The 24,408-nt window shown below is 68.1% G+C and carries 23 protein-coding genes; 5 read left to right on the top strand and 18 right to left on the bottom strand.

Annotation, left to right across the window (positions count from 1 at the left end; all coding sequences use genetic code 11):
• Positions 1–93 precede the first annotated feature (93 nt).
• Positions 94–2,064 (top strand): DNA topoisomerase IV subunit B, encoded by a 1,971-nt coding sequence (gene parE / locus E3U25_RS04795; protein WP_116221058.1) that lies wholly within the window; start codon positions 94–96, stop codon positions 2,062–2,064.
• A complete protein-coding gene (locus E3U25_RS04790) occupies positions 2,061–2,396 on the top strand; it encodes a YnfA family protein (protein ID WP_114534968.1) in 336 nt (111 codons plus the stop codon). The genes parE and E3U25_RS04790 overlap by 4 nt, the downstream gene beginning before the upstream one ends.
• 31 nt (positions 2,397–2,427) lie before the next feature.
• Here the strand turns inward: E3U25_RS04790 and E3U25_RS04785 are convergent, their stop codons facing one another.
• From E3U25_RS04785 to ccoN, 12 genes are all read right to left on the bottom strand, one after another.
• Positions 2,428–2,829 (bottom strand): hypothetical protein, encoded by a 402-nt coding sequence (locus E3U25_RS04785; protein WP_116171010.1) that lies wholly within the window; start codon positions 2,827–2,829, stop codon positions 2,428–2,430.
• Between the two features lie 101 nt (positions 2,830–2,930).
• Positions 2,931–3,557, bottom strand: a complete 627-nt coding sequence (locus E3U25_RS04780; protein WP_244294954.1) for a phosphatase PAP2 family protein — start codon at positions 3,555–3,557, stop codon at positions 2,931–2,933.
• Positions 3,554–4,228, bottom strand: a complete 675-nt coding sequence (locus E3U25_RS04775) for an ABC transporter ATP-binding protein (RefSeq protein WP_116221059.1) — start codon at positions 4,226–4,228, stop codon at positions 3,554–3,556. The genes E3U25_RS04780 and E3U25_RS04775 overlap by 4 nt, the downstream gene beginning before the upstream one ends.
• On the bottom strand, positions 4,221–5,522 hold the full coding sequence (locus E3U25_RS04770) for a lipoprotein-releasing ABC transporter permease subunit (protein WP_114534971.1): 1,302 nt from the start codon (positions 5,520–5,522) through the stop codon (positions 4,221–4,223). The genes E3U25_RS04775 and E3U25_RS04770 overlap by 8 nt, the downstream gene beginning before the upstream one ends.
• Positions 5,523–5,607: 85 nt before the next feature.
• Positions 5,608–5,766, bottom strand: a complete 159-nt coding sequence (gene ccoS / locus E3U25_RS04765) for a cbb3-type cytochrome oxidase assembly protein CcoS (protein WP_036749596.1) — start codon at positions 5,764–5,766, stop codon at positions 5,608–5,610.
• 9 nt (positions 5,767–5,775) lie between these two features.
• Positions 5,776–7,986: a heavy metal translocating P-type ATPase gene (locus E3U25_RS04760; protein ID WP_116221060.1), complete on the bottom strand. Its 2,211-nt coding sequence runs from the start codon at positions 7,984–7,986 to the stop codon at positions 5,776–5,778.
• A gap of 1 nt (position 7,987) precedes the next feature.
• Positions 7,988–8,452, bottom strand: a complete 465-nt coding sequence (locus E3U25_RS04755) for a FixH family protein (RefSeq protein WP_036749592.1) — start codon at positions 8,450–8,452, stop codon at positions 7,988–7,990.
• A complete protein-coding gene (gene ccoG, locus E3U25_RS04750; RefSeq protein ID WP_114534973.1) occupies positions 8,453–9,910 on the bottom strand; it encodes a cytochrome c oxidase accessory protein CcoG in 1,458 nt (485 codons plus the stop codon).
• A 273-nt stretch (positions 9,911–10,183) separates the two neighbouring features.
• Complete coding sequence (ccoP, locus tag E3U25_RS04745; RefSeq protein ID WP_175562291.1) at positions 10,184–11,230, bottom strand: cytochrome-c oxidase, cbb3-type subunit III; 1,047 nt, start codon at positions 11,228–11,230, stop codon at positions 10,184–10,186.
• The gene (locus E3U25_RS04740) at positions 11,230–11,418 is read right to left on the bottom strand and encodes a CcoQ/FixQ family Cbb3-type cytochrome c oxidase assembly chaperone (RefSeq protein ID WP_036749587.1); all 189 of its coding nucleotides are present in this window, start codon (positions 11,416–11,418) and stop codon (positions 11,230–11,232) included. Before E3U25_RS04740 ends, ccoP begins: the two co-directional genes overlap by 1 nt.
• A gap of 8 nt (positions 11,419–11,426) precedes the next feature.
• The gene (gene ccoO / locus E3U25_RS04735; protein ID WP_072460753.1) at positions 11,427–12,152 is read right to left on the bottom strand and encodes a cytochrome-c oxidase, cbb3-type subunit II; all 726 of its coding nucleotides are present in this window, start codon (positions 12,150–12,152) and stop codon (positions 11,427–11,429) included.
• A 9-nt stretch (positions 12,153–12,161) separates the two neighbouring features.
• Positions 12,162–13,781, bottom strand: a complete 1,620-nt coding sequence (gene ccoN, locus E3U25_RS04730; protein WP_036749582.1) for a cytochrome-c oxidase, cbb3-type subunit I — start codon at positions 13,779–13,781, stop codon at positions 12,162–12,164.
• A gap of 250 nt (positions 13,782–14,031) precedes the next feature.
• On the opposite strand from ccoN, the gene E3U25_RS04725 reads away from it, so the two are divergent.
• On the top strand, positions 14,032–14,865 hold the full coding sequence (locus tag E3U25_RS04725) for a universal stress protein (protein ID WP_036749579.1): 834 nt from the start codon (positions 14,032–14,034) through the stop codon (positions 14,863–14,865).
• A gap of 72 nt (positions 14,866–14,937) precedes the next feature.
• Here the strand turns inward: E3U25_RS04725 and fnrL are convergent, their stop codons facing one another.
• Positions 14,938–15,687 (bottom strand): transcriptional regulator FnrL, encoded by a 750-nt coding sequence (gene fnrL, locus E3U25_RS04720; protein WP_036749576.1) that lies wholly within the window; start codon positions 15,685–15,687, stop codon positions 14,938–14,940.
• A 49-nt stretch (positions 15,688–15,736) separates the two neighbouring features.
• Between fnrL and hemN the strand changes: the two genes are divergently transcribed.
• Positions 15,737–17,092 (top strand): oxygen-independent coproporphyrinogen III oxidase, encoded by a 1,356-nt coding sequence (gene hemN / locus E3U25_RS04715; protein ID WP_116221061.1) that lies wholly within the window; start codon positions 15,737–15,739, stop codon positions 17,090–17,092.
• On the opposite strand, the gene E3U25_RS04710 is transcribed toward hemN, so the two are convergent.
• From E3U25_RS04710 to E3U25_RS04700, 3 genes are all read right to left on the bottom strand, one after another.
• Positions 17,089–18,024, bottom strand: coding sequence for a cation diffusion facilitator family transporter (locus tag E3U25_RS04710; protein ID WP_116221062.1), 936 nt, complete (start codon positions 18,022–18,024; stop codon positions 17,089–17,091). The genes hemN and E3U25_RS04710 overlap by 4 nt on opposite strands.
• A gap of 73 nt (positions 18,025–18,097) precedes the next feature.
• Positions 18,098–20,941: a DNA polymerase I gene (gene polA, locus E3U25_RS04705; RefSeq protein ID WP_116221063.1), complete on the bottom strand. Its 2,844-nt coding sequence runs from the start codon at positions 20,939–20,941 to the stop codon at positions 18,098–18,100.
• 209 nt (positions 20,942–21,150) lie between these two features.
• Positions 21,151–21,339, bottom strand: a complete 189-nt coding sequence (locus tag E3U25_RS04700) for a zinc-finger domain-containing protein (protein ID WP_036749567.1) — start codon at positions 21,337–21,339, stop codon at positions 21,151–21,153.
• Between the two features lie 69 nt (positions 21,340–21,408).
• On the opposite strand from E3U25_RS04700, the gene E3U25_RS04695 reads away from it, so the two are divergent.
• A complete protein-coding gene (locus E3U25_RS04695; RefSeq protein ID WP_116221064.1) occupies positions 21,409–22,368 on the top strand; it encodes an ABC transporter ATP-binding protein in 960 nt (319 codons plus the stop codon).
• Here the strand turns inward: E3U25_RS04695 and E3U25_RS04690 are convergent.
• Positions 22,356–22,730, bottom strand: a complete 375-nt coding sequence (locus E3U25_RS04690) for an HIT domain-containing protein (RefSeq protein WP_072460758.1) — start codon at positions 22,728–22,730, stop codon at positions 22,356–22,358. The genes E3U25_RS04695 and E3U25_RS04690 overlap by 13 nt on opposite strands.
• A gap of 10 nt (positions 22,731–22,740) precedes the next feature.
• Positions 22,741–24,318, bottom strand: coding sequence for a DUF5928 domain-containing protein (locus E3U25_RS04685; protein ID WP_036749561.1), 1,578 nt, complete (start codon positions 24,316–24,318; stop codon positions 22,741–22,743).
• Positions 24,319–24,408: the final 90 nt, after the last annotated feature.

The following is a 24,408-nucleotide window of genomic DNA, read 5'->3' as shown; positions in this document are numbered from 1 at the left end:
TTGCGGTCGGCGGCGGGCGATCCACTTTCCCTTGCCCCCGGCCCGCCGGGCATGAGATAACCCCGCCCCAGAAGAACAAGACGAGCAGGTGCCATGGCTGACGATCTCTTCCCCGCCGCGGATAAGGCTTCCGAAAGCTATTCGGCATCCTCGATCGAGGTGCTGGAGGGGCTGGAGCCGGTGCGCAAGCGACCCGGCATGTATATCGGCGGCACCGACGAGCGCGCGCTGCATCACCTGGTCGCCGAGATCCTCGACAACTCGATGGACGAGGCGGTGGCGGGCCATGCCAGCCGCATCGAGGTCGAGCTGCTGGCCGATTTCAGCGTGGTGATCCGCGACAACGGCCGCGGCATCCCCATCGACCCGCATCCGAAATTCCCCGGCAAGTCGGCGCTGGAGGTGATCCTCTGCACGCTGCACGCCGGCGGCAAGTTCTCGGGCGACGCCTACCAGACCTCGGGCGGGCTGCACGGCGTCGGCGCCTCGGTGGTCAATGCGCTTTCCGACAGCATGGTGGTGCAGGTCGCCCGCAACCGCGAGCTTTACGAGCAGCGCTTCTCGCGCGGCCTGCCGCTGGCCCCGGTCGAGAAGGTCGGCGCCGCCCCGAACCGGCGCGGCACCACCGTCACCTTCCACGCCGACGAGCAGATCTTCGGCCATCACCGCTTCAAGCCGGCGCGGCTGCTGCGCATGGTCAAGTCCAAGGCCTATCTGTTCTCGGGCGTCGAGATCCGCTGGAAGTCCGAGATCGACGACGGCGAAACGCCGCTGGAAGCCACGTTCCACTTTCCGGGCGGGCTTGCCGATTACCTGGGCGAGGTGCTGGGCAATGCCTCGACCTATGCCGACCGCCCCTTTGCCGGCAGCGTCGATTTCAAGGAAAAGTTCAACACGCCGGGCAAGGTGGACTGGGCGATCAACTGGACGCCGTCGCGCGACGGCTTCATCCAGTCCTATTGCAACACCGTGCCCACGCCCGAGGGCGGCACCCATGAGGCCGGCTTCTGGTCGGCGATCCTGCGCGGCATCCGCGCCTATGGCGAGCGGGTGAGCAACAAGAAGGCGGCGCAGATCACCCGCGACGACCTGCTGGCGGGCGGCTGCGCGCTGGTCTCCTGCTTCATCCGCGAGCCGGAATTCGTCGGCCAGACCAAGGACCGGCTGGCCACCACCGAGGCGCAGCGCCTGGTCGAAGGCGCGGTGCGCGACCATTTCGACAACTGGCTGGCGGCGGATACCAAATCGGCCGGCGCCATCCTGGACTTCCTGGTGCTGCGCGCCGAGGAGCGGCTGCGGCGCCGGCAGGAAAAGGAAACCGCCCGCAAGTCGGCCACGAAAAAGCTGCGCCTGCCCGGCAAGCTGGTCGATTGCTCGGCCACCAACCGCGAGGGCACCGAGCTTTTCATCGTCGAGGGCGATTCGGCGGGCGGCAGCGCCAAGATGGCGCGCGAACGCACCACCCAGGCGCTGCTGCCCTTGCGCGGCAAGATCCTGAACGTGCTGGGCGCGGCCTCGTCCAAGCTGGGCTCGAACCAGGAGATCGCCGATCTCTGCCAGGCGCTGGGGGTCGGCATGGGCTCACGCTTCAACGTCGACGACCTGCGCTATGACAAGGTCATCATCATGACGGATGCCGATGTGGACGGCGCCCATATCGCCAGCCTGCTGATGACCTTCTTCTTCACCCAGATGCGGCCGCTGATCGACAAGGGGCATCTCTACCTGGCCTGCCCGCCGCTTTACCGGCTGACGCAAGGGCCGCATCGCATCTATGTCGCCGACGACGCCGAGAAAGAGGCGTGGCTCGCCAAGGGCCTGGGCGGCAAGGGCAAGATCGACGTGCAGCGCTTCAAGGGCCTGGGCGAGATGGACGCCAAGGACCTGAAGGACACCACGATGAACCCCAGGACGCGCAAGTTGATCCGCGTCTCGATCGACGAGGAAGAGGGCGGCGAGACCGGAGACCTGGTCGAGCGGCTGATGGGCAAGAAGCCCGAACTGCGCTTCCAGTTCATCCAGGAGAATGCCCAGTTCGCCGATGCCGAGGAACTGGACGTGTGATCCTGGCCGCACCGCTTGCGATCTATGTCCTGGCGGCGCTGGCCGAGATTGCCGGCTGCTTTGCCTTCTGGGCCTGGCTGCGGCTTGGCAAATCGCCGCTCTGGCTGGTTCCGGGGATGCTGTCCCTGGCGGTTTTCGCCTGGCTCCTGACGCGGGTGGATGCCGATTTCGCCGGCCGCGCCTATGCGGCCTATGGCGGGATCTATGTCACGGCCTCGCTGGGCTGGCTTTGGCTGACCGAAGGCCAGGTGCCGACGCGCTGGGATCTGCTCGGCGGCGGGCTTTGCGTGCTGGGGGCGATGGTGATCCTGGCCGGGTCGCGCACGGGATAGCCCCCGCCGCGCACGCGGCGTCGCGACCTGCCTAGCCGCAGGTCGTGGGTGTGCCCTTCGCGACGATCGCGTGCCAGTCGGCGCCCAGCGTTTCGCGCGCCGACAGCGCATTCCTCGCCTCCGGCGAGCCTTCGGGAACCATCTTCACCACCATGCCCTGCGAGTAGTTCTGCTGGAAGCCGCGAAGGAAATCGCCCTGCAGCCCGCTGTCGCTGTGATCGCCCAGGATCACGAATCGGTCGCCGCCCTTGCGGATCACCTCGATCGCCGCCGATTTGAAGGCCACGTTGCGGGCGCCCGACGGGCCGCAGGCCGGTGCCGCATGGGTCGCGACCTTGAACGTGTCCCTGGTCATGGGCTGGATCTGGGTCTGGGCGCAGGCCGCAAGGACCGGCAAAAGCGCCAGCGCCGCTGGCAGGGCAGGAATACGCATCCGGGAACCTCGCTTGGATGAACCGTCGTTCGGAGTATGCAGAACATTTCCCGAACATCAATCGCGATGTTCCTAAAATACAAGCTTTCACAATTGGTTAATCAAAACCGCATCCCCAGCGAAAAGCTTACCCCCTCGCTGCCAATGCCGAAGCTCGCGGCGCCGAACGAAACCCCCAGCAGCGCGCCGCTGAACACCTGCGCCGGGGTGTGTTCGCCGGCATGGACCCGGCTCCAGCCGGTCAGCCCGGCCGCGCCATAGGCCAGGGCGCCGGCCTCGGGGCGGTCGTCGAAGCATTTTCCGGCCAGGTCCGAGGCGCCGAAGAAGGCCGCCGCCGTATGGCCCGAGGGGAAGTCCTTGCCCTCGCCCGAAGGGCGGCGCGAGATGGGGGCGCCGTCGAAGAACTCCTTCATTCCCCAGGCCAGCGCCGCCTGCAAAACGCCGCGCACCGCGAAATCCTCCAGCCGGTCCTGGTCGGCGGCGCAGACCGCCGCCGCCAGCGGCAGGCCGTATTTCATCGCCGTGCCGAATTGCTCGAACGGATCGGCATAAGCCTGGGCGGGCAGCAGGCAGAGCAGCCCGAGCAGGGCTGCGCTACGCCTGCGCGCGCGGCGCGAGGACTTGGTCGCAGGCCCAGCCTTTGCCGGGCCTGGCGCCGTGGTCGCCGTGCTGCGGCCATGCACCGCGCATCCACCGGCCATGCACCGCCGGCCGGCATCCGCGCTCATGCCGCACCGCCCTCGCCCAGCCGGATCACCCGGTCCATCCGTGCCGCCAGATCCATGTTATGGGTGGCGATCAGCGCCGCGAGCCCGGTCTCGCGCACCAGCGCCATCAGCACGTCGAAGACCTTGTCCGAAGTCGCCGGGTCCAGGTTCCCCGTCGGCTCATCCGCCAGCAGCAGCGAGGGCTGGTTCGCCAGCGCCCGGCAGAAGGCGACACGCTGCTGCTCGCCCCCCGACAGCTGCGCCGGGCGGTGGTCGGCACGGTGCGACAGCCCCACGCGGCCCAGCAGGTCCAGCGCCCGCGCCCGCGCCGCCGCCTGCGAAACCCCATTGGCAAGCTGCGGCAGGACGATGTTCTCGGCCGCCGAGAACTCGGGCAGCAGGTGGTGGAATTGATAGACGAAGCCCAGCTCCTCGCGCCGCGCCTCGGTCCGGGCACGGTCGCTTTGCCCGGCCATGTCGCGCCCGTTCAGCAGCACCCCCCCCGAATCGGCGCTGTCGAGAAGCCCGGCGATGTGCAGCAGCGTCGATTTCCCGGCACCCGAGGGGGCGACCAGCGCCACCACCTCGCCGCGGGCGATGCGCAGGGACAGCCCGTCCAGAACCGGCACCGGGGCGGGGCCGCCGATGCCGTAAGTCTTGGAGATCCCTTCCAGAACCAGGATGTCATTCATAGCGCAGCGCCTCGACCGGGTTCATGCGCGCGGCGCGGCGCGCGGGAAAGATGGTGACGACGAAGGACAGCGCCAGCGACAGCGCCGCCGCGCGGAAGATGTCCCAGGCCCGCAGCTCCGCCGTCAGGTGATAGATGCCGCGCACCTCGGGCTGCCAGGCATTGCCGCCGGTCAGCGCGTTCAGCGCCGCCATGATGTGATCGACGTTCAGCGACAGCGCCACCCCCAGAGCCACGCCGGCGATGGTGCCGATCACCCCGGTAAAGGCGCCGCAGAGGAAGAAGACCCGCAGGACCGAGCCCTCGGTCAGGCCCATGGTGCGCAGGATGCCGATGTCGCGGCCCTTGTTCTTGACCAGCATGATCAGCCCCGAGGTGATGTTCATCGAGGCGATCAGCACCAGGATCGACAGGATGATGAACATCACGTCGTCCTCCATGTCGAGCGCGGCCAGGAACGAACCCGAGGCGTCGCGCCAGGTCCAGACCTGCGCCCGCTCGCCCGCCGCCTGCAAGAGCGGCATGGTCCAGTCGTCGATCCGCTCGGGGTCGGCGACATAGACCCCGATCTCGTCGACCTGCCCCTCGCGGTTGAAAAAGCTCTGCGCCTCGGCCATGGGCATGTAGATGCGCGCCTTGTCCACGTCGTAGCGCCCGGCCGAGAAGATATAGACCACCTCGAAGGATTCGACCCTGGGCGTGGTGCCGAAGGGGGTCTTGGCGCCCTCGGGCGCGACCAGTTGCAGCCGGTCGCCCACGCCCAGGCCCAGGTCGCGCGCCATGCCGATGCCGATGGCGATGCCGCGGTCGAAATCGTCGAGATTCCCCAGCGCGCTCTGCGGATCGGCGATGCCCGACATTTCCTTGAGCGCATCGAGCGTGATGCCATGGACATCGCCCAGCGAGGCCGCATCGCCCTGCCGCGCCATGACCTGCGCGCGCACGGCCGGGACGGCGCGGATCACGCCGGGGATCTGCGCGATCCGGGCAGCGACCGCATCGTAATCCTCGACCCGGCCGGGGGTGACATAGGTTTCCTCGGTCAGTTCGTTATAGATCTGGGTGGGGGCGTAATAGACCGTGCTATGGGCGTTGGCGCCCAGAATCGTATCGACGAACTCGGCCCGGAAGCCCGCGCGCACCGCCAGGGTGGCGATCAGCGCCATCACCCCCAGGGTGATGCCAAGCAGGCTGATCCAGGTCATCACGCTGACCCCGCCCTCGGCCCGGCGCGCGCGCAGGTAGCGCCAGGCGATCATGAATTCGAAACGCGAAAACGGGGCGGGGCTGGCCATCGCTCACCTGTCTGTTGGGTGGCGCCTGATTGGCCTTTCGCCGCCGGCAATGCAAGCCAACAAGGCCGTGACCGCGGCGCGGCCGTCACGGCTTGGGGCGGTCGTCCCATTCCGAGCTGAGGATCCGCTCGGCATCGCCTTTCGGATCCTCGTATTGCCGGCCGCGCAGCGACCAGATGAAGGCCACCAGGCCAAGCCCGCCAAGGCCCAGGGAAACCGGAATCAGAAGGCCCAGGATTTCCATGCTTCCTCCTTACCGCAGCCGCAGCGCGTTCAGCGTCACGCTGATCGAACTCAGCGACATGGCCAGCGCCGCCATCAGCGGCGTCGCGAATCCGGCGATGGCGATGGGCACCGCGACGATGTTGTAGACCAGCGAGATGGCGAAATTCTCCTTGATCCGGGCGCGGGCGCTGCGCGCCAGCTCCAGCCCCTCGGCCACCGGGGCAAGGTCGCTGCCCATCAGCACCATGTCCGAGGCGGTGCGCGCCGCATCCAGCGCCGAGGCGGGCGAGATCGAGACATGCGCCTCGGTCAAGGCGGCGGTGTCGTTCAGCCCGTCGCCGACCATCAGCGGATGCAGCCCCTGCTGGCGCAGATCGCGCAGGGCCTCGGCCTTTTCGACCGGGGTGACGCCGGCGCGCCATTCCGCGATGCCGAGCCGCTGCGCCAGATCCTGGACCACCGGCGCCGCATCGCCCGACAGCAGCATCACCCGCCGGCCCGAGCCAAGGATGCGCGCCACGCAGGCCTCGGCCCCCGGCCGCAGCCGGTCCGAGAACTCCAGCCGGATCGGCGCGCCCTGCCCCCCCTCATCACCCAGCGACAGCCAGCTTGCCGAAAGCGTCGCCTCGCCATGCCGGGCGCCCAGCCAGTCGGCACGGCCCAGCCGCACCTCGCGCCCCTGCCAGATCCCGGCGATGCCATAGCCCGGCACCTCGCGCAGATCGCTCAGCGGGGCGGGTTCGGTGCCGGCCTCGCGCAGCGCCTGGGCGAGTGCCTGCGACAGCGGATGGCCCGATCCCTGCGACAGGGCCAGCGCCACCGGCCGCGCCTCGGCCGGGATGGGGTCCAGCGAGACCAGCTGCGGCACGCCCATGGTCAGGGTGCCGGTCTTGTCGAAGACCACGGCATCGACCTCGGCCAGGCGCTCCAGCGCGGTGCCGTCCTTGATCAGCATGCCGCGCCGGAACAGCCGCCCCGAGGCGGCCGTCACCACCGCCGGCACCGCCAGGCCCAGGGCGCAGGGGCAGGTGATGATCAGCACCGCAGCGGCCACGTTCACCGCCAGCCGCAGGTCATGCGTCGCGAAATACCAGCCGAGGAAGCTGCAGAAGGCCAGAAGATGCACCAGCGGCGAATAAAGCCGCGAGGCGCGGTCGGCGAGCCCGGTGTAATGGCCGCGCGCCGTTTCCGCCGCCGCGACCAGCGCCGTCAGCCGCGCCAGCGAGCTGTCGCGCCCGGCGGCCGTCACCCGCATGACCAGCGGGCCGGTCAGGTTCACCTCGCCCGCCGAAAGCGCGACGCCCGGACGGGCGGGAACCGGGATGCTTTCGCCGGTCAGCAGCGAGCGGTCGATCTCGCTGTTGCCCTCGGCGATCTCGCCGTCGGCGGGGATGCGGGCGCCGGGGCGGATGCGGATCAGGTCGCCCGGAACCAGCTCGGCCACCGGCACCGGCTCGTCGCCCGCGGTGGTGACGCGGAAGGCGCGCGGCACCTCCAGCGCGGTCAGCTCCTCGGCGGCCGAGCGGGCGACGGCGCGGGTGCGATAGTCCAGGTAGCGCCCGATCAGCAGGAAGAAGCACAGCATCACCGCCGCGTCGAAATAGGCGTGATGGCCGGATTGCACCGTCTCATAGACCGAAATCGCGCTGGCCAGGACCAGCGCCAGCGAGATCGGCACGTCCATGCCGAGCCGCCCGTGCCTGAGCGCCCGCCAGGCGCTGGCGAAGAAGGGCTGGCCGGCGAAGGCGACCGTCGGCAGGGCGATGGCGCCGGAAATCCAGTGGAACATGTCGCGCGTCGCGTCCTCGGCCCCCGACCAGACCGCGACCGACAGGATCATGATGTTCATCATCGCGAAGCCCGCGACGCCGATGCGCATCAGGATGTCGCGGCCCTGCCGGTCGGCGGCGCTGGCGGAGAGCGCGGCGGGATCCAGCTCATGCGCCTCGTAGCCGATGCCCTCGACCACCGGGATCAGCTCCTCGGCACTCATGCCGGGCGCGTCCACGGTGACGCGGCGCAGCGTCAGGTTGACCCGCGCGTCCCTGACGCCGGGATGGCGGTTCAGCACCCGCTCCACATCGGTGATGCAGGTCGCGCAATGGATCGTCGGCAGGGACAGGACGATGTCCTCCTGCCCGCCCCCGCCCGCGGCGATACGCTGCGCCAGCGGCGCCGCATCGCAGGCCGGACAGGCCGAGAGCCGGGCGTCGTGGTCGTGCAGCGTGGCGTCGGACATCTCAGTTCACCCGGTTGCCGTGGTAATGGTCGATGCGCTGGCGGAACACCGTGCCGTCGGGGGCGGTCGCGGCCAGGTGGATGTTCCACGTCCCCGGCGCCAGCACCAGGGGCGCGCGGAACAGCCCGCCGGAATAGGTGAACTCGGGGCGCTGGTCGTCGCGCACATGGGTCGGCCGGCCCACCGTCACCTCGAGCCCCTGCACCGGCGCGGGAAGGCCCTGCCCGTCCCGGATCGCCAGCACCAGCTCACGGCCGTCATACTCCGGCGTCACCGTCCAGTTCAGCGCCGCCTGCGCGTCGCGGTCGCGGTCGAAGCTCTGCGAGGCGACATAGCTGTTCTTGACCTCGAGCCCAGGAAAGGTGCCCACGGCCTTGAAGGCCATGAACAGGTTGACGGCGATGATGGTGCCAAAGGCGCCCAGGGTGATGATCAGCACATGGCGGCCGGTCAGTTCGCGGGGCATCTATTCGCTCCTTCCGTGGAAGACGGTGTCGATACGGGACTTCCTCCCATCGGTGGCATCCTCGACCCAAAGCGTCAACTCGCTCTGTGCCCCCTCGGCCAGCGCCGAGCCCTTTTCGGCGGTGATATAGACGCGCTGGGTATGGGTGCTGTCCGCCGCGACGTGAAGATCGGCGGCCGGCAGCCCCTCCAGCGTCAGGCCGACGCCGGCCGGCGCGGTGCCGTCGGGCCCGGCGACCGAGACGGTGAAGTCGCGCTCGGATCCCTGCTTGTTGCGCAGCCGCAGCGCATAGGTGTTGCGGATCGCGCCATCGGCCATGGTGACGTAAAGCGGGTTCCTGACCGGCGTCACGTTCAGGTCGAAGGGCGAGCGCAGGAACAGCGCCACCACCAGCGCAACGCCGATCCCCGCCCAGAGCGTGAAATACAGCATCGTGCGCGGGCGCAGGATATGCTTGAGCACCGGCTTCGGCGTCTCGCCCGCGCGCTCGGCGGCCTCGTCCTTCAGCGCCATGTAGTCGATCAGCCCGCGCGGCTTGCCGATCTTGTCCATCACCTCGTCGCAGGCGTCGATGCACAGCGCGCAGGTGATGCATTCCAGCTGCTGGCCGTCGCGGATGTCGATGCCCATGGGGCAGACGTTGACGCAGGCCATGCAGTCGATGCAATCGCCCTTGGCGCCGCCGTCGGATTTCGTGGGCTCGCCCTTGTGCAGCTTGCCGCGCGGCTCGCCGCGCCATTCGCGATAGGCGACGGTCAGCGTGTCCTCGTCCATCATCGCGGCCTGGATGCGCGGCCAGGGGCAGGCATAGACGCAGATCTGCTCGCGCGCGAAGCCGCCGAAGACGAAGGTGGTCGCGGTCAGGATGCCCATGGTGATATAGGCGACGGGATGGGCCTGGCCTATCAGCAGATTGCCCAGCAGCGTCGGCGCATCGGTGAAATAGAAGATCCAGGCGCCGCCGGTCGCCAGCGCGATGAGCAGCCAGATCGCCCATTTCGTCAGCCGCAGCCGCAGCTTGCGCAAGTCCCAGGAGGCGTTCCACAGCCGCAGCCGGGCGTTGCGGTCGCCCTCGACCCAGCGCTCGGTCAGCAGGAAAAGGTCGGTCCAGACCGTCTGCGGGCAGGCATAGCCGCACCAGACCCGCCCCAGGGCCGAGGTGAAGAGGAAAAGCCCCAAGCCCGCCATGACCAGCAGCCCGGCGACGAAATAGAATTCATGCGGCCAGATCTCGATCCAGAAGAAATAGAAGCGGCGGTTGGCCAGGTCGATCAGCACCGCCTGGTCGGGCATGGCGGGACCGCGGTCCCAGCGGATCCAGGGGGTGACGTAATAGATCGCCAGCGTCACCGCCATGATGATCCATTTCAGGTTGCGAAACCAGCCATGGACCCGGCGGGGAAAGATCGGCTCTCGGGCAGCATAAAGGCGTGGCGGGTCGATGTCGGAATTCGACATGATTGGCTCCTGTAGCGCGTGGCTCGGGTATATAGAGCCTGGCAGCGGTGACGCATTGATCTGCGTCAAGCGCGGGCTGGCCGAGCATAGCGAGAGGGGATGCGGGGAACATAGGCCGAATTGTCGCATCCGCATAAGAAACCGGCCCGGCCGGCTTGCGCCAGGACCAGGCCCTGCGTTTGATAAGAACACCGGCCCCCCTTGGAAACGCGCGAACAGGACGGGGGGCCGGTGCCACCGTGGCCGGTTTCCCGGCCACGGATCTGGGATCAGTTATTCGCCGCCACCAAGGCTGTGGACATAGGCGGCGACGGCGACGATGTCGGCGTCGGACAGGCGCCCGGTCCAGGCCGGCATGACGCCGAAGGGGCCGTCGCGCACGATGCGGGTGATCGTCTCCGGGTCCGAACCGTAAAGCCAGACGGCATCGGTCAAGTCCGGCGCACCCTGGGCGCGGTCGCCGGTGCCGTCCTCGGCATGGCAGGACGAGCAGTTGTCGGCGAACAGCTCCACGCCCTCGGCCGCCAGCGCCGCGTCATGCGGCAGGCCGCCCAGCTCCAGCACATGGTTCACGACCTGGCGGATCTGGGTGTTGTCCAGCAGTTCGTCGGTGCCGAAGCGCGGCATCTCGGAATAGCGGGTGTCGCCGTCCTTGGGATCGCGGATGCCATGCATCACCGTGGTGTGGATCTCTTCCAGCGTGCCGCCCCAAAGCCAGTCGTTGTCCAGCAGCGAGGGATAGCCCGTGGCCCCGCCCGCGCCCGAGCCGTGGCACTGCGCGCACCAGGTGCGGAAGATCGCGGCGCCGGCATTGGCGGTATAGTTCGCCAGTTCCGGATCGGCGGCGATCTCTTCCAGCGGCGTCTCGACCAGCTTGGCCTGGATCGGGGCGTTGGCGTCGTTGAAGCGCTGGATCTCGGCCGCCACGTCGGAGCGGTAGCTTTGGCCCAGAAGGCCGCGCGTCGCCCCGTTCACCAGCGGGATGGCCGGATAGGCGATGAAGTAGAACACCCCCCAGACGATGGTGGCATAGAAGGTCCACAGCCACCAGCGCGGCAGCGGGTTGTCATATTCCTCGATCCCGTCCCAGCTGTGCCCGGTCGAGGGCACCTCGACCACCCTGCGCCCGCCCTTGCGGTCGCGCACGACGCGGGTGGCACCCGGCCGCGGCGTGACCGGGGGATGCAGCGGTCCCTCGGGCCCCTCGGGCGGATGGGCCAGGATCTTGGCCTTGTGGGCCTCGTCGGCGGCCTGGCGTTCCAGCTCGATCCGGTTGTCGGGATTTTGCGGGCTGGTGTGCTCGTCGTCGCTATCGGCCATCACTCGACCTCCTTCTCGCCCGCCGGTGCGGGTTTCGTCTCGTTGCGGAAGATGCTTTCGGCCGCGTCGCGATGCAGCGGCCGCGAGCCCGGCCTGAGGGCGAAGACGATCGCCCCCAGGAAGAACAGCACCAGCAGCAGCAGCACCCAGCTGTCGGCCAGTTCGCGCAGGAAGGAATACCTGTCCATGGCGGGCCTCAGCGGTTCGGATCGGGTTCGAAGGTCGAGAAATCGACCATCGTGCCCAGGACCTGGAGATAGGCGATCAGGGCGTCCATCTCGGATACGCCGGGACGGCGGTCGAAATTGCGCTGCTGCGCCCCCGGATAGCGTTCCTCCAGCCCCGAGGCATCGGCATCGGGATCGGCCTGGGCGGCGAAGTCGCTGACCGCCGCGGCGATCATCTGGTCGTCATAGGGCACGCCGACCATCGCATCGGTCCGCAGCCGTTGCGCCATGTTCGAGGAGTCGATGGGGCGGTCCAGCAGGAAGCCGTATTTGGGCATGATCGATTCCGGCACCACCGCCTGGGGATTGACCAGGTGGTCGATATGCCATTCGTCCGAATAGCGGCCGCCCACGCGGGCCAGGTCCGGCCCGGTCCGCTTGGAGCCCCACTGGAACGGATGGTCGTACATCGACTCGGCCGCCAGGCTGTAATGGCCATAGCGCTCGACCTCGTCGCGCATCGGGCGGATCATCTGGCTGTGGCAGACATAGCAGCCCTCGCGGACGTAGATGTCGCGGCCCTTCAGCTCCAGCGGCGTATAGGGCCGCATGCCCTGCACCTTCTCGATGGTGTTTTGCAGGTAGAACAGCGGCGCGATCTCGACGATGCCGCCGATGGTCACGACGAGGAAGGAAAAGACCAGCAGCAGCGTGGCGTTCTTTTCCAGGACCTTGTGCTTTTCAAGAATGGCCATGATCCGTCCTCATTCTGCCGGGACCGCGACCGTGGTCGCATGGGTCTTGGGTTGCTTGGCGACGGTGGCCCACAGGTTGTAGCACATGATCAGCGCGCCGGTCAGGTAAAGCACGCCGCCCATTCCCCGCACCACGTTCATCGGGAATTTCGCGGCCACCGTGTCGGCGAATGCGTTGACCAGGAAGCCCTGGGCGTCGACCTCGCGCCACATCAGCCCCTCCATGATGCCCGAGACCCACATCGAGGCCGCGTAGAGCACCAGCCCGATGGTGGCGAGCCAAAAGTGCCAGCTGACCAGGCCCGTCGAGTAAAGCCGCTCACGCCCCCAAAGACGCGGCACCAGGTAGTAGAGCGCGCCAAAGGTGATCATGCCGTTCCAGCCGAGCGCGCCGGAATGCACGTGGCCGATGGTCCAGTCGGTGTAGTGGCTCAGCGAGTTCACCGCCTTGATCGACATCATCGGCCCCTCGAAGGTCGCCATGCCGTAGAAGCCGACGGCCACCACCATCATGCGGATCACCGGATCGGTGCGCAGCTTGTCCCAGGCGCCCGAAAGCGTCATCAGGCCGTTGATCATGCCGCCCCAGCTGGGCATCCACAGGATGATCGAGAACACCATGCCCAGCGTCGAGGCCCAGTCGGGCAGCGCGGTATAGTGCAGGTGGTGCGGACCGGCCCAGATATACAGGAAGATCAGCGCCCAGAAGTGGATGATCGACAGCTTGTAGCTGTAGACCGGGCGCTCGGCCTGCTTGGGGATGAAGTAATACATCATGCCCAGGAAGCCCGCCGTCAGGAAGAAGCCCACCGCATTGTGGCCATACCACCATTGCGTCATCGCGTCCTGCACGCCCGAGAAGAGCTGCACCGACTTCGAGCCGAAGGGGCTGACCGGGATCGTCAGGTTGTTGACGATATGCAGCATGGCGATGGTGACGATGAAGGACAGGTAGAACCAGTTCGCCACGTAGATATGCGGCTCTTTCCGCTTCAGGATCGTGCCCAGGAACACCGCCAGGTAGACGACCCAGACTACGGTCAGCCACCAGTCGGCATACCATTCGGGCTCGGCGTATTCCTTGGACTGGGTGGCGCCCAGGATATAGCCGGTCGCCGCCAGCAGGATGAAGAGCTGGTAGCCCCAGAACACGAACCAGGCCGCGTTGCCGCCCCAGAGCCGCGCCGCCGAGGTGCGCTGCACCACGTAGAACGAGGTCGCGATCAGCGCGTTGCCGCCGAAGGCGAAGATCACCGCCGAGGTGTGCAGCGGCCTGAGCTTGCCGAAGTTGGTATAGCCCATGGTGACGTCGCTGAGGTTCAGCGCCGGGAAGGCCAGCTGAAAGGCGATGATCACCCCGACCAGGAAGCCGACCACGCCCCACAGGGCGGTGGCGATCACGCCGGCCCGGACCACGTCGTCCATGTATTGCGTCTCGGGATGCGGCTCGAGCGAAGGTTGCTCGTTGCCCATCTGGCGCAGCACCCGCAGAAACATGACGCCCGCCGCCAGCATGACGATCAGGGCATTCACGAGATAGGCGGGATCATCGGGTCGCGCGTAATTGGCGGCGATCGCGGCCAGGACCGCAATCGTGCCAAGCGCGATCAGCTTGATGGTATCCAACATTAAGTTCCTGTCCTTCATCCTGCGCCGAAGGCGGCCGATTCGCATTGGATGCGGCGGGTTCGCGGCTTCGACAGCTTCTTCTAACGTCACACGGTTTCGTGAGACTTTGATCTGCGTCAATCCGTCCGTTCTGGATAGGCGTAAAATTCCCAAATATCCGGACAGGATGTCGCAGCCGGCCGCCAACGGCGATTGCGATCCTGCCGGATGCAGGTGAAACTCGCCTCTGAACCCCGAAAGGAGAGGGCCCATGGGCTACAAGACCATCCTGACCGTTCTGACCGATGCCGACCAGCAAAAGCAGCTGGATTCGGCCATTGCCATGACCCGGCGCGAGGATGCGCATCTCGACGTGTTCTGCATGGGCGTGGATCACACCCAAAGCGGCTACTACTATGCAGGCGCCTCGGCCTATGTGTTCCAGGAATCCATCGACAAGGCCGTGGCGGCGGCAGGCGAGCTGGAGGAGCGGGTCCGCGACCGGCTCGACCCCGAGGACATCCGCTGGTCCGTCGATTCCGCGGTGGCGCAGGTCGGCGGGCTTTCGACGCTGGTGGGCATGCGCGCGCGCTATTCCGACCTCGTGGTGCTGAGTCGCCCCTATGGCGAGGGCGCGCCCACCGATGCCGAGGCCGTGACCGAGGCGGCGCTGTTCGAGGGCTCGGCCCCGGTGCTGATCGTGCCCGACGCGCTGAAGGAGCCCTTCGGCAGGAAGGTCATGATCGCCTGGAACCAGTCGAACGAGGCGCTGGCCGCCGTGCGCCGCGCCCTGCCGTTGCTGATCGCCGCCGACAGCGTCGAGATCACGGTGATCGACCCCTCGCCCAGCGGTCCCGAACGCTCGGATCCCGGCGGGGCGCTGTGCCAGATGCTGACGCGCCACGGCGTCCGGGCCGAGATCGCGGTTCTGGCCCGCACCCAGCCGCTGGTCAGCGACATCCTGAACCGCCGCGCGACCGAGATCGGCGCCGACATGCTGGTGATGGGCGCCTATGGCCATTCCCGCTTCCGCGAGGCGATCCTGGGCGGCGCGACGCGCAACATGCTGGAAAAGGCGCAGGTGCCGGTGCTGATGGCGCGCTGATCGGCCAGTCCCCGCCAACTGGCGGCCCAACGCCCCGGACACGCCGTCCGGGGCACCTTGGCGGGCGGCGCGCTAGCTCAGCGGCCCGCCGTCCGAATCATCGCCGCTTTCCGTGACCAGCCGGACGAAGGAGGGCACGATCACCCGCCGCTTGCCGTCCAGCTCGATCACCCCTTCGCGCTTCAGCGCGCTCATCTGCCGGCTCACCGTCTCCAGCGTCAGGCCCAGGTAATCCGCCATCGCCTCGCGCGTCAGCGGCAGTTCGATGGCGATGCGGCCTTCGGGCCGGCGCTTGATCAGCGCCGCCTCGCGCCGGGCCAGGATCACCAGAAGCGAGGCGATCTTCTCGCGCGCGGATTTGCGGCCCAAGAGCAGCAGCCAGTCGCGGGCGGCGTCCAGCTCGTCCAGCGTCATCTCCAGAAGCCGGCTGGCGATGCGGGGATTGTCGATCAGCAGCTTTTCAAAGGGTTTGCGGCGGAAACAGCACAGCACCAGGTTGCTGGTCGCGGTGACGGTATAGGTCGCCATCTCGCGCCCCGGCCGGCCCAGGAAGTCGCTGGGCAGAAGCAGGCCGACCATCTGCGTGCGCCCGTCCTCGAGCTGCTGGGTCAGCCCGGCCATGCCGGCGACCACCGAGGCCACGAAGTCCATCCGGTCGCCGGCCCAGACCACGACCTGTCCCGCCTCGTAGCGGCGATAGAACTTCATGCCCTCCAGTTCGGCCAGTTCGTCGCCTTCGCAATGCGCGCAGACGGCCCGATACCGAATGGGGCAGATTTCGCAGGGCTGCTGCGTCGCGCAGAGGGCGGCGTCATGTGGCATTTGATTTGGGTCAAGGTTCCGGCGCGTGTTCAACGCTAGATATAGCAACATGGAACAACAATCGCAACTTGAGCGGCTCGGACTGTTTGACGCGCGCGTGCCGCGCTATACCAGCTACCCCACCGCGCCGCATTTCACCCCCGCCGTGGGCGAGCCGGTCTTCCGCGACTGGGTCGCGGCAATCCCCGCCGGCGCGGCGATCTCGCTCTACATGCATGTGCCGTTCTGCCGGCGGCTGTGCTGGTTCTGCGCCTGCCGCACCCAGGGCACGCAATCCGACGAGCCGGTGCGCGCCTATGCCAAGGCGCTGCTGGCGGAACTGGACATGCTGAAATCCGCGCTCGCCCCCGGCGTCAGGCTGTCGCGGCTGCATTGGGGCGGCGGCACCCCCACGCTGATGCCGGCCGAGATGATGCGGCTGGTCGCCGGCGCGGTCCTCGGCGCCTTCCCGCTGGCCGAGGGCGCCGAGTTCTCGGTCGAGATCGACCCGAACGAGATCGACGAGGCCCGCATGGACGCGCTGGCCGAGGCCGGGCTGACCCGCGCCTCGATCGGGGTGCAGGATTTCGACCCCGAGATCCAGAAGATCATCGGCCGCGAACAAAGCTTCGAGGTGACGAAACGCGCCGTGGACATGATCCGCGACCGCGGCATCGCCAGCCTGAACGCGGACATCCTCTATGGCCTGCCCAACCAGAACCCGCGCAAGATCGCCGAATCGGTGCAGAAGCTCCTGGCGCTCTCGCCCGACCGGGTGGCGCTTTACGGCTATGCCCATGTGCCCTGGATGGCCAAGCGGCAGGTGATGATCCCCTCCGAGGCCCTGCCCGACCCCTATGGCCGGCTGCGGCTGTTCGAAACCGCGCGCGAGCTGTTCCTGGCCGACGGCTATGACGAGATCGGCATCGACCATTTCGCCCGCCCCGGCGACGGGCTGGCCCGCGCGCAAAAGGCCGGGCTCCTGCGGCGCAACTTCCAGGGCTATACCGACGACCGGGCCGAGGTGCTGGTGGGGCTGGGCGCCTCGTCGATCTCGCGCTTCCCGCAGGGCTATGCGCAGAACGCCCCGGCCACCGGCGCCCATCTGGCCAGGATCCGCGACGGGCGCTTCTCGACCACGCGCGGCCACGCCTTCACCGCCGAGGACCGCTGGCGCTCGCGCATGATCGAGGCGCTGATGTGCGATTTCGAGATCCGGGCCGAGGAATTCATCCGTGACCACGGCTTCGACGCCGACCGCCTGGCCCAGGTCTTCGCCCCCGTCGCCGCGCATTTCGGCGAGATGGTCGAGGCCGATGCCGCGGGCCTGCGCATCACGCCCAAGGGGCGGCCGCTGACCCGGATGATCGCGCGCATGTTCGACGGCTACGACATGGCGGCATCGGGCCATTCCGCCGCGATCTAATGCGGATGATGGCCGTGGCCGTCATCCCGGTCGCCGCAGGGCTCGCCCTCGCGCTCGGTCTCGATGGTGGCATGGCCGAGGCCGAAGTCGCGCTGCAGCAAGGCCTTGACCCGGCGCACCGCCTGCGCCGGATCGGCCCCCGCGCGCAGCACCAGATGCGCCGATAGCGCGTTGCGCCGCTCGTCGATCTGCCACAGGTGCAGGTGATGGGCGCCCGCCACGCCCTCGACCGCGGCCATGGCGCGGGCCAGCGCCGCGTGATCGACCCCGGCGGGCGCGGCCAGCATCAGCATGCGCATCACCGGCCCGATCTCCCGCCCGATATGCCACAGGATCACCGCCGAGATCAGCAGCGTCAGGATCGGATCGGCGATCTGCCAGCCGAAAGCCCAGATCAGCGCCCCGCCCAGGAGCACCGCGACCGAGACCGCCGCATCGGCCAGGTTGTGCAGGAAGGCCGCGCGAATGTTCACGCTCTCGCGCGACGCCCGCCAGACCAGCGCCGCGGTCAGCGCATCCACCACCAGCGCGAAACCCGCCAGCGCCATGACCAGCCCGCCCGCGACCTGCGGCGGATGGGCGAGCCGCCCCAGCGCCTCGATCCCCAGCCAGGCCGAGATGGCGATCAGCGCGATGTAATTGACGAAGGCCGCGACGATCTCGGCCCGGCCCCAGCCATAGCTCATCTCGGGACTGGCGGGCCGCCGCGCCAGCCGCCGGGCGCCAAAGGCCAGCACCAGCGCCAGCGCATCCGAGAGATTATGCACCCCATCCGCGATCAGCGCCGTGGAATCGGCGACATAGCCGCCCAGGATCTGCGCCCCCGTCAGCGCCAAATTGACCACCACCGCAATCAGGATGGCGCCGTCGCCCACCCCGCCCGGCAGGTGCGAATGCCCGTGCCCGCCGTCATGCGAATGCGAATGGCCCATCCCGCCCTCCTTCGCCGGCTTCTTCGTTCCCCAAATACCCCTGCGGCCGCGCCACCCACGCGACCGCCGCCGCTCAATGCGCCTCGGCCCAGTTCGCCCCCTGCCCGGCATCGACGATCAGCGGCACGTCCAGCCGGACCGCGGGATCGGCCGCGCCCTGCATGACGCCGCGGGCCGCCGCGACCAGTTCGGGCACGGCAGATTCCTCAACCTCGAAGACCAGTTCGTCATGCACCTGAAGCAGCATCCGGGCCGGCAGGTGGCCGATCGCCTCTGGCATGCGGATCATGGCGCGGCGGATGATGTCGGCGGCCGCACCCTGGATCGGCGCGTTGATCGCCGCCCGCCGCGCCCCGCCGGCCGCCGGCCCGGACTGGTTGATGCCCGGCGTCATGATCCGCCGCCCGAACAGGGTGCGCACGAAACCGTCCTGCTTGGCCCCGGCGACGGTGCGGTCCATATAGGCGCGGATCTCGGGGAAACGCTCGAAATAGGTGTCGATGAAGGCCTGCGCCTCGGCCCGCGGAATGCGCAGGTTGCGCGCCAGGCCAAAGCCCGAGATGCCATAGATCACCCCGAAGTTGATCGCCTTGGCGCGGCGGCGGATCATCGGGTCCATGCCCTCGACCGGCACGCCGAACATCTGGCTCGCGGTCATGGCATGGATGTCGATGCCGTCGCGGAACGCCTGCTTCAGCGCCGGGATCTGCGCCACATGCGCAAGAATCCGCAGCTCGATCTGGCTGTAGTCCAGGCTGACGATCCGCATCCCCGGCCCGGCGACGAAGGCTTCGCGGATGCGCCGCCCCTCGTCGGTCCTGACCGGGATGTTCTGCAGGTTCGGATCGGTCGAGGCCAGCCGGCCGGTCTGCGCCCCGGCGATGGAATAGCAGGTATGGACCCGCCCGGTCTCGGGGTTCACATGCAGGGGCAGCGCATCGGTATAGGTCGATTTCAGCTTCGAGATCGCCCGCCAGTCCAGCACCCGCGCCGGCAGCTCGTGCCCCTCGGCGGCCAGGTCCTCCAGCACCTCGGCCCCGGTGGAAAAGGCGCCGGTCTTGCCCTGCTTGCCCCCGGCCAGGCCCATGCGCTGGAACAGGATCTCGCCCAGCTGCTTGGGGCTGCCGACGTTGAAGGGCCCGCCGGCCAGCTCGTGGATCTCGGCCTCCAGCCCCGCCATCTTCTGGGCAAAGGCGTTGGACATGCGCTTGAGATGCTCGGAATCGATGCGGATGCCCGCCATCTCCATATCGGCCAGCACCGCGATCATCGGCCGCTCCAGCCGCTCATAGGCGGTGGTGACATGGTTCGGCGCCAGCTTCGGGCGCAGGTGATGCCAGAGCCGCCAGGTCACTTCGGCATCCTCGGCGGCATATTCGCTGGCCTTGTCGATCGTCACCTGCGAGAAATTGATTTGCGCCTTGCCCGAGCCGATCAGATCCTTGATCGGCAGGCAGCGATGGCCCAGGTACAGGTCCGCCAGCTCGTCCATGCCGTGGTTGTGCGCCCCGGCATTCAGCGCATAGGACAGCAGCATGGTGTCGTCCAGCGGCGCCATGCGGATGCCGTGGCGGGCCAGAAGCTTCCAGTCGTACTTGACGTTCTGGCCGATCTTCAGCACCGAGGGGTCCTCAAGCACCGGCTTGAGCATGGCCAGCGCCCGCTCCCGGTCCATCTGCCCCTCGACCCGCGCGCCCGAGCCGAACAGGTCCGCCGCGCCGTCGACATGGCCCAGCGGCAGATAGGCCGCCCGCCCCGGCCCGGTGCAAAGCGAGACCCCGACCAGTTCGGCCTGCATCTCGTCGAGCCCGGTGGTCTCGGTGTCGATGGCGACCACGCCCTTTTCGGCGATCTCGGCCAGCCATTCGGCCAGCACCGCCTCGTCGCGGATGGTGACATAAAGGCTGCGGTCGATCGCCGGCAGTTCGGCCGCCGGCGCGGCCCCCGTCCCGGCCCCGCTCCCCGCCCCGCTCCCGGCCACGGCGGCCGGCACCGGCGCCGCCTCGGCCATGCTCGGCGGCTCGGCGCCGAACCGCTCGGCCACGCGCTTGGTCAGGGTGCGCAGCTCCATCCGAACCAGGAAATCCAGCAGCGCCTCGGGATCGGGCTCGCGGATCTCCAGGCTCTCCAGGGTGAAGTCCAGCGCCATGCGGCAATCCAGCTCGACCAGCCGCTTCGAGATGCGGATCTGCTCGGCATGGTCGATCAGCGTCTGCCGCCGCTTGGGCTGCCTGATCTCCTCCGCCCGCGCCAGCAGGCTCTCCAGGTCGCCGTATTCGTCAATCAGTTGCGCGGCGGTCTTGATGCCGATTCCCGGTGCGCCCGGCACGTTGTCGATGGAATCGCCGGCCAGGGCCTGCACATCCACCACCCGCTCGGGGCCGACGCCGAATTTCTCGCGCACCTCGTCGGGGCCGATGGGCTTGCCCTTGATCGGGTCCATCATCTCGACCCCGCCGCCGACCAGCTGCATCAGGTCCTTGTCGCTGCTGATGATCGTCACCCGACCGCCCGCGTCCCGCGCCTGGCAGGCAAGGCTCGCGATGATGTCGTCGGCCTCGAAACCCTCGGTCTCGATGCAGGCGATGTTGAAGGCCCGCGTCGCCTCGCGGGTCAACGGGAACTGCGGCCGCAGGTCTTCGGGCGGCTCGGGCCGGTTGGCCTTGTAGAGCGGATAGATGTCGTTGCGGAAGGTGCGCGCCGAATGGTCGAAGATCACCGCGGCATGGGTCGGCTGGTCCGAGCCCTTGCCGTCCTGCAGGTATTTCCAGACCATGTTGCAAAAACCCGCCACCGCCCCGATGGGAAGCCCGTCCGAGCGCCGGGTCAGCGGCGGCAGCGCGTGATAGGCGCGAAAGATGAAGGCCGAGCCGTCGATCAGGTGGAGGTGATGGCCCTTGCCGAATCCGTCCGTCATATGTGCGCGCCCCCTGCTCTTGCATTCGCCCGCCTTGATGCCACGAAGCGGCCCTGGGGCCAAGGCCGCGCGGCCCGGCTTTCTCCGTTTGAAAATACCCCCGCCGGAGGCGTCGCAACGCCCCGGCCGGCCGGGCATTGCCGCCTGGGGCCGCCTGGGGCCACCTGGGAAAGCCGCCGCGGCGGGCGGGCCCAGGCGGCAGCCGAGCTTCAGTGGTCGTCGTGCGCGTGTTCGCGGTCGATGACGAAGCGCTTGTCGCAATAGCCGCATTCGACCCAGCCGGTATCGCGCGGAATGGCCAGCCAGACGCGCGGATGACCGAGGCCCCGCTTCTCGTCGCCGTCGCAGGCGACCTTCCAGGAGGTGACGGTCTGGATCTCGGGGGCCGGAATGGTCATGGCGGTTCCTTGAGCTCTGACGACAAACGGGGTTAAACCGGCGGCGATCATAATGAACGCGAAGAGCCGATGCCAGCCCCCCAGCAAAGCCCGAACGCCATCGAAATCAGCGGCCTGACCAAGACCTATGCCGCCGCCGGCCAGGCGCCGGCGAAACAGGCGGTCAAGGGACTGGACCTCGCGATCCCCGCCGGCTCGATCTTCGGCCTGCTCGGGCCCAACGGCGCCGGCAAGTCGACCACGATCAACATCCTGGCCGGGCTGGTGCGCAAGTCCGCCGGCAAGGTGATGATCTGGGGCTTCGACCAGGACGTGAACCCGCGCCAGTCCCGCGCCGCCATCGGCGTCATGCCGCAGGAACTCAACATCGACCCCTTCCTGACCCCCCGCGCCAGCCTCGAGGTGCAGGCCGGACTCTACGGCGTGCCCAAGCGCGAGCGCTGGACCGACGAACTGCTCGAACTCGTCGGGCTGACCGAACAGGCGGAAAGCTATTCGCGCCATCTCTCGGGCGGCATGAAGCGGCGGCTGCTCCTGGCCAAGGCGCTGGTGCATCGGCCGCAGATCCTGGTCCTCGACGAACCCACCGCCGGCGTCGACATCCATCTGCGCGAGATGCTGTGGCGCAACGTGCGCCGGCTGAACGACCAGGGCATGACCATCATCCTGACCACGCATTACCTGGAAGAGGCCGAGGAGATGTGCGACCGCATCGCCATCATCGACCATGGCGAGCTGATCCTGTGCGAGGATACCGCCGCCCTGCTCGGCCGCGCCGATTCCAAGACGCTGGTCGTCGATACCGGCGAGGCCCGCGCCTTGCCCGCCCTGCCCGAGGGCGTGCGGGCCGAACGGCGCGGGGACGGCCGGCTCGCGCTCAGCTATGCGCCCTCGCGCATCCCGACGGACGGGCTGATCGACGCGCTGCGCGCCGCGGGCCTGCCGATCCGCGACCTCGCGGTCGAGGCGCCGGACCTCGAGGACGTCTTCGTCCAGCTGACCTCGCGCCCGGCGCCTCAGCCCGGCTGAACCATGCGGCCCATCGGCCGGCCGCCCAGGATGTGCATGTGGAAATGCGGCACCTCCTGCACGCCATGCTCGCCGGCATTGGTGATGGCGCGGAAGCCCAGCCCGCCATCCAGCGCCACGCCCAGCTCGCGCGCCACCCTGGCCAGGGCGCGGTGGAAATCCACGATCTCGGCATCCGAGGCATTGGCGGCGAAATCGTCGTAGCTGACATAGGCCCCCTTGGGGATCGCCAGCACATGCACCGGCGCCTGCGGCCGGATGTCGCGGAAGACCAGCGTATGCTCGGTCTCCAGCACGGTGTCGTTGGGGATCTCGCCGCGCAGGATGCGGGCGAAGATATTGCTGTCGTCATAGGCGGGCATGGCTCTCTCCTCAGTCGCTGAACAGGTGGTCGGTCCGGGCAAGCGCCAGCGCGGTCTCGGCCGGCAGATCCAGGAAACGCGCCAGTTGCGCGGTATTCTCGGCGACCGGCCGCCAGGGCGCGATGGAATGGAAGCCGGGGAAATCCATGTCGCGCAGCCGCTCGGCCTCGTGTTCCAGGTCGGCGCGCACCATGGGCAGCAGCCGTTCGATCACCTCGGGGGCGGTCTCGCTCCCGGCCAGCCCCACGCGGGCGATATGGCCGCGCAGGTAATCGTCGTCGAATTCGGAATCCACCAGCAGGACGCGGGTATCGGCCTTGTCCGAGGTCAGATCCTGGATCAGATACAGCGCCGAGGGGTCCAGGCACAAGACCAGCCGGTTCGATTCGAAATGCTGGAACAGCAGCCGGATCAGCGCGCGCCGGTGCCGGTCGCGCTTCTCGACCGTGGTCTCGACCCCGCCCAGGTCGGGCAGATGCGCCTCGGGCTCGTTGAACAGGTAGTCCACCGCCGGAATCGGCGTATGCGCCCGGATCGCCGCGGTCAGCCGCTTGGCGACATGCCATTTCTTGGCCACCACCAGCAGCAGCGTGTTGTCGCGGCCCAGGCTGCCCTCGGCCTCCCAGAACCGCTGGCCGAAGCGCCGCCCGACCCGGCCCCGCCCGGTCAGGAAGCGAAACAGCCCCGTCGCCTCGTTCGAGATCGGGAAATGCACGCCGCTGGCCGCCCAAAGCGCGCCCAGCCGCTCGCGCAGCCGGATCGCCTCGGGGCTGATCTTGCGGGCGAACAGGTAGTTCTGCCCCATCAGCAGGTCGTAATGATCGTTGTAGAAAGTCACCGGCATGCCGTAGTCGGTGAAGATCAGGTAGGTCAGCGTGCGGGTGCGGATCTCGCGCCGCGGCACGACATGGGGTACGACGGTCTGGAAGAAGGTCTCGTCCGGGATCCAGGTGGTCGAGAAGAAGCGCATCACGTCCGGCCGGCTGGCGCAGAAATCCAGCACCTTCTCGACGGTCAGGCGGCGCAGGCACCACCATTGCGACCCGATCATGACCTGGATGTCGGCCGGCACCCGGCGCCGCAGGCCGAATCGCTTCTGCAAATCGTAGCTGGCATAGAACAGCCATTTCTGCGTGCGCTCGTTGAACCAGTGCCGGTAGACCAGCCGCTCTTCCTTGAAGCCGGTCTTGATCCAGTCCGATTCGAAGAAATCGAAGCTCTCGATATAGTCGCAATCCTCGCCGTCCAGCAGGCCATGGGCATATTCGGCCGACTTGATCGGCATGCAATCGCCCGAGAGCATGTAGAAATGCGTGGCCCGCGGAAAGGCGGCGACGGCGGCGCGCACCGCCTCCAGCGTGGCGCCGACCAGCGACCATTCGCCCCAGCCGCATTTCCAGCGCCGCTGCGCAAAGACCACCGAGGCGTTGTCGGCCAGCGCCGCCCGGATCAGCTCGTAGTCGCGCGGATTGGCCCGGCCGTCGAAATGGATCGCCACGTAATCGCCCGAGGCGGTCAGCCGGCGAGCCTGCGCCACCACGCCCTCGGGATCCTTGTGGCACAGCAGAATAAAGGCAATACGCGCCATCTCGTTACCCATCTTGTCCGCTTCACGCGGGCAATGCTCACACTGGTTGAAACTCTGCCGGTGATTTGCATTGTGTCCTTACCGATTTTG

It is taken from the genome of Paracoccus versutus, assembly GCF_029909795.1.
GTDB classification, from domain to species: domain Bacteria; phylum Pseudomonadota; class Alphaproteobacteria; order Rhodobacterales; family Rhodobacteraceae; genus Paracoccus; species Paracoccus versutus.
Note: the sequence above shows the minus strand (reverse complement) of the source record. Positions and strands in the feature narration are given on the sequence as shown.

Bases quoted from the DNA above. Each gene is read 5' to 3' on its own strand.
- parE (WP_116221058.1), top strand. From the start codon at position 94: ATGGCTGACGATCTCTTCCCCGCCGCGGATAAGGCTTCCGAAAGCTAT.
- E3U25_RS04785 (WP_116171010.1), bottom strand. From the start codon at position 2,829: ATGCGTATTCCTGCCCTGCCAGCGGCGCTGGCGCTTTTGCCGGTCCTT.
- E3U25_RS04780 (WP_244294954.1), bottom strand. From the start codon at position 3,557: ATGAGCGCGGATGCCGGCCGGCGGTGCATGGCCGGTGGATGCGCGGTG.
- E3U25_RS04775 (WP_116221059.1), bottom strand. From the start codon at position 4,228: ATGAATGACATCCTGGTTCTGGAAGGGATCTCCAAGACTTACGGCATC.
- E3U25_RS04770 (WP_114534971.1), bottom strand. From the start codon at position 5,522: ATGGCCAGCCCCGCCCCGTTTTCGCGTTTCGAATTCATGATCGCCTGG.
- ccoS (WP_036749596.1), bottom strand. From the start codon at position 5,766: ATGGAAATCCTGGGCCTTCTGATTCCGGTTTCCCTGGGCCTTGGCGGG.
- E3U25_RS04760 (WP_116221060.1), bottom strand. From the start codon at position 7,986: ATGTCCGACGCCACGCTGCACGACCACGACGCCCGGCTCTCGGCCTGT.
- E3U25_RS04755 (WP_036749592.1), bottom strand. From the start codon at position 8,452: ATGCCCCGCGAACTGACCGGCCGCCATGTGCTGATCATCACCCTGGGC.
- ccoG (WP_114534973.1), bottom strand. From the start codon at position 9,910: ATGTCGAATTCCGACATCGACCCGCCACGCCTTTATGCTGCCCGAGAG.
- ccoP (WP_175562291.1), bottom strand. From the start codon at position 11,230: ATGGCCGATAGCGACGACGAGCACACCAGCCCGCAAAATCCCGACAAC.
- E3U25_RS04740 (WP_036749587.1), bottom strand. From the start codon at position 11,418: ATGGACAGGTATTCCTTCCTGCGCGAACTGGCCGACAGCTGGGTGCTG.
- ccoO (WP_072460753.1), bottom strand. From the start codon at position 12,152: ATGGCCATTCTTGAAAAGCACAAGGTCCTGGAAAAGAACGCCACGCTG.
- ccoN (WP_036749582.1), bottom strand. From the start codon at position 13,781: ATGTTGGATACCATCAAGCTGATCGCGCTTGGCACGATTGCGGTCCTG.
- E3U25_RS04725 (WP_036749579.1), top strand. From the start codon at position 14,032: ATGGGCTACAAGACCATCCTGACCGTTCTGACCGATGCCGACCAGCAA.
- fnrL (WP_036749576.1), bottom strand. From the start codon at position 15,687: ATGCCACATGACGCCGCCCTCTGCGCGACGCAGCAGCCCTGCGAAATC.
- hemN (WP_116221061.1), top strand. From the start codon at position 15,737: ATGGAACAACAATCGCAACTTGAGCGGCTCGGACTGTTTGACGCGCGC.
- E3U25_RS04710 (WP_116221062.1), bottom strand. From the start codon at position 18,024: ATGGGCCATTCGCATTCGCATGACGGCGGGCACGGGCATTCGCACCTG.
- polA (WP_116221063.1), bottom strand. From the start codon at position 20,941: ATGACGGACGGATTCGGCAAGGGCCATCACCTCCACCTGATCGACGGC.
- E3U25_RS04700 (WP_036749567.1), bottom strand. From the start codon at position 21,339: ATGACCATTCCGGCCCCCGAGATCCAGACCGTCACCTCCTGGAAGGTC.
- E3U25_RS04695 (WP_116221064.1), top strand. From the start codon at position 21,409: ATGCCAGCCCCCCAGCAAAGCCCGAACGCCATCGAAATCAGCGGCCTG.
- E3U25_RS04690 (WP_072460758.1), bottom strand. From the start codon at position 22,730: ATGCCCGCCTATGACGACAGCAATATCTTCGCCCGCATCCTGCGCGGC.
- E3U25_RS04685 (WP_036749561.1), bottom strand. From the start codon at position 24,318: ATGGCGCGTATTGCCTTTATTCTGCTGTGCCACAAGGATCCCGAGGGC.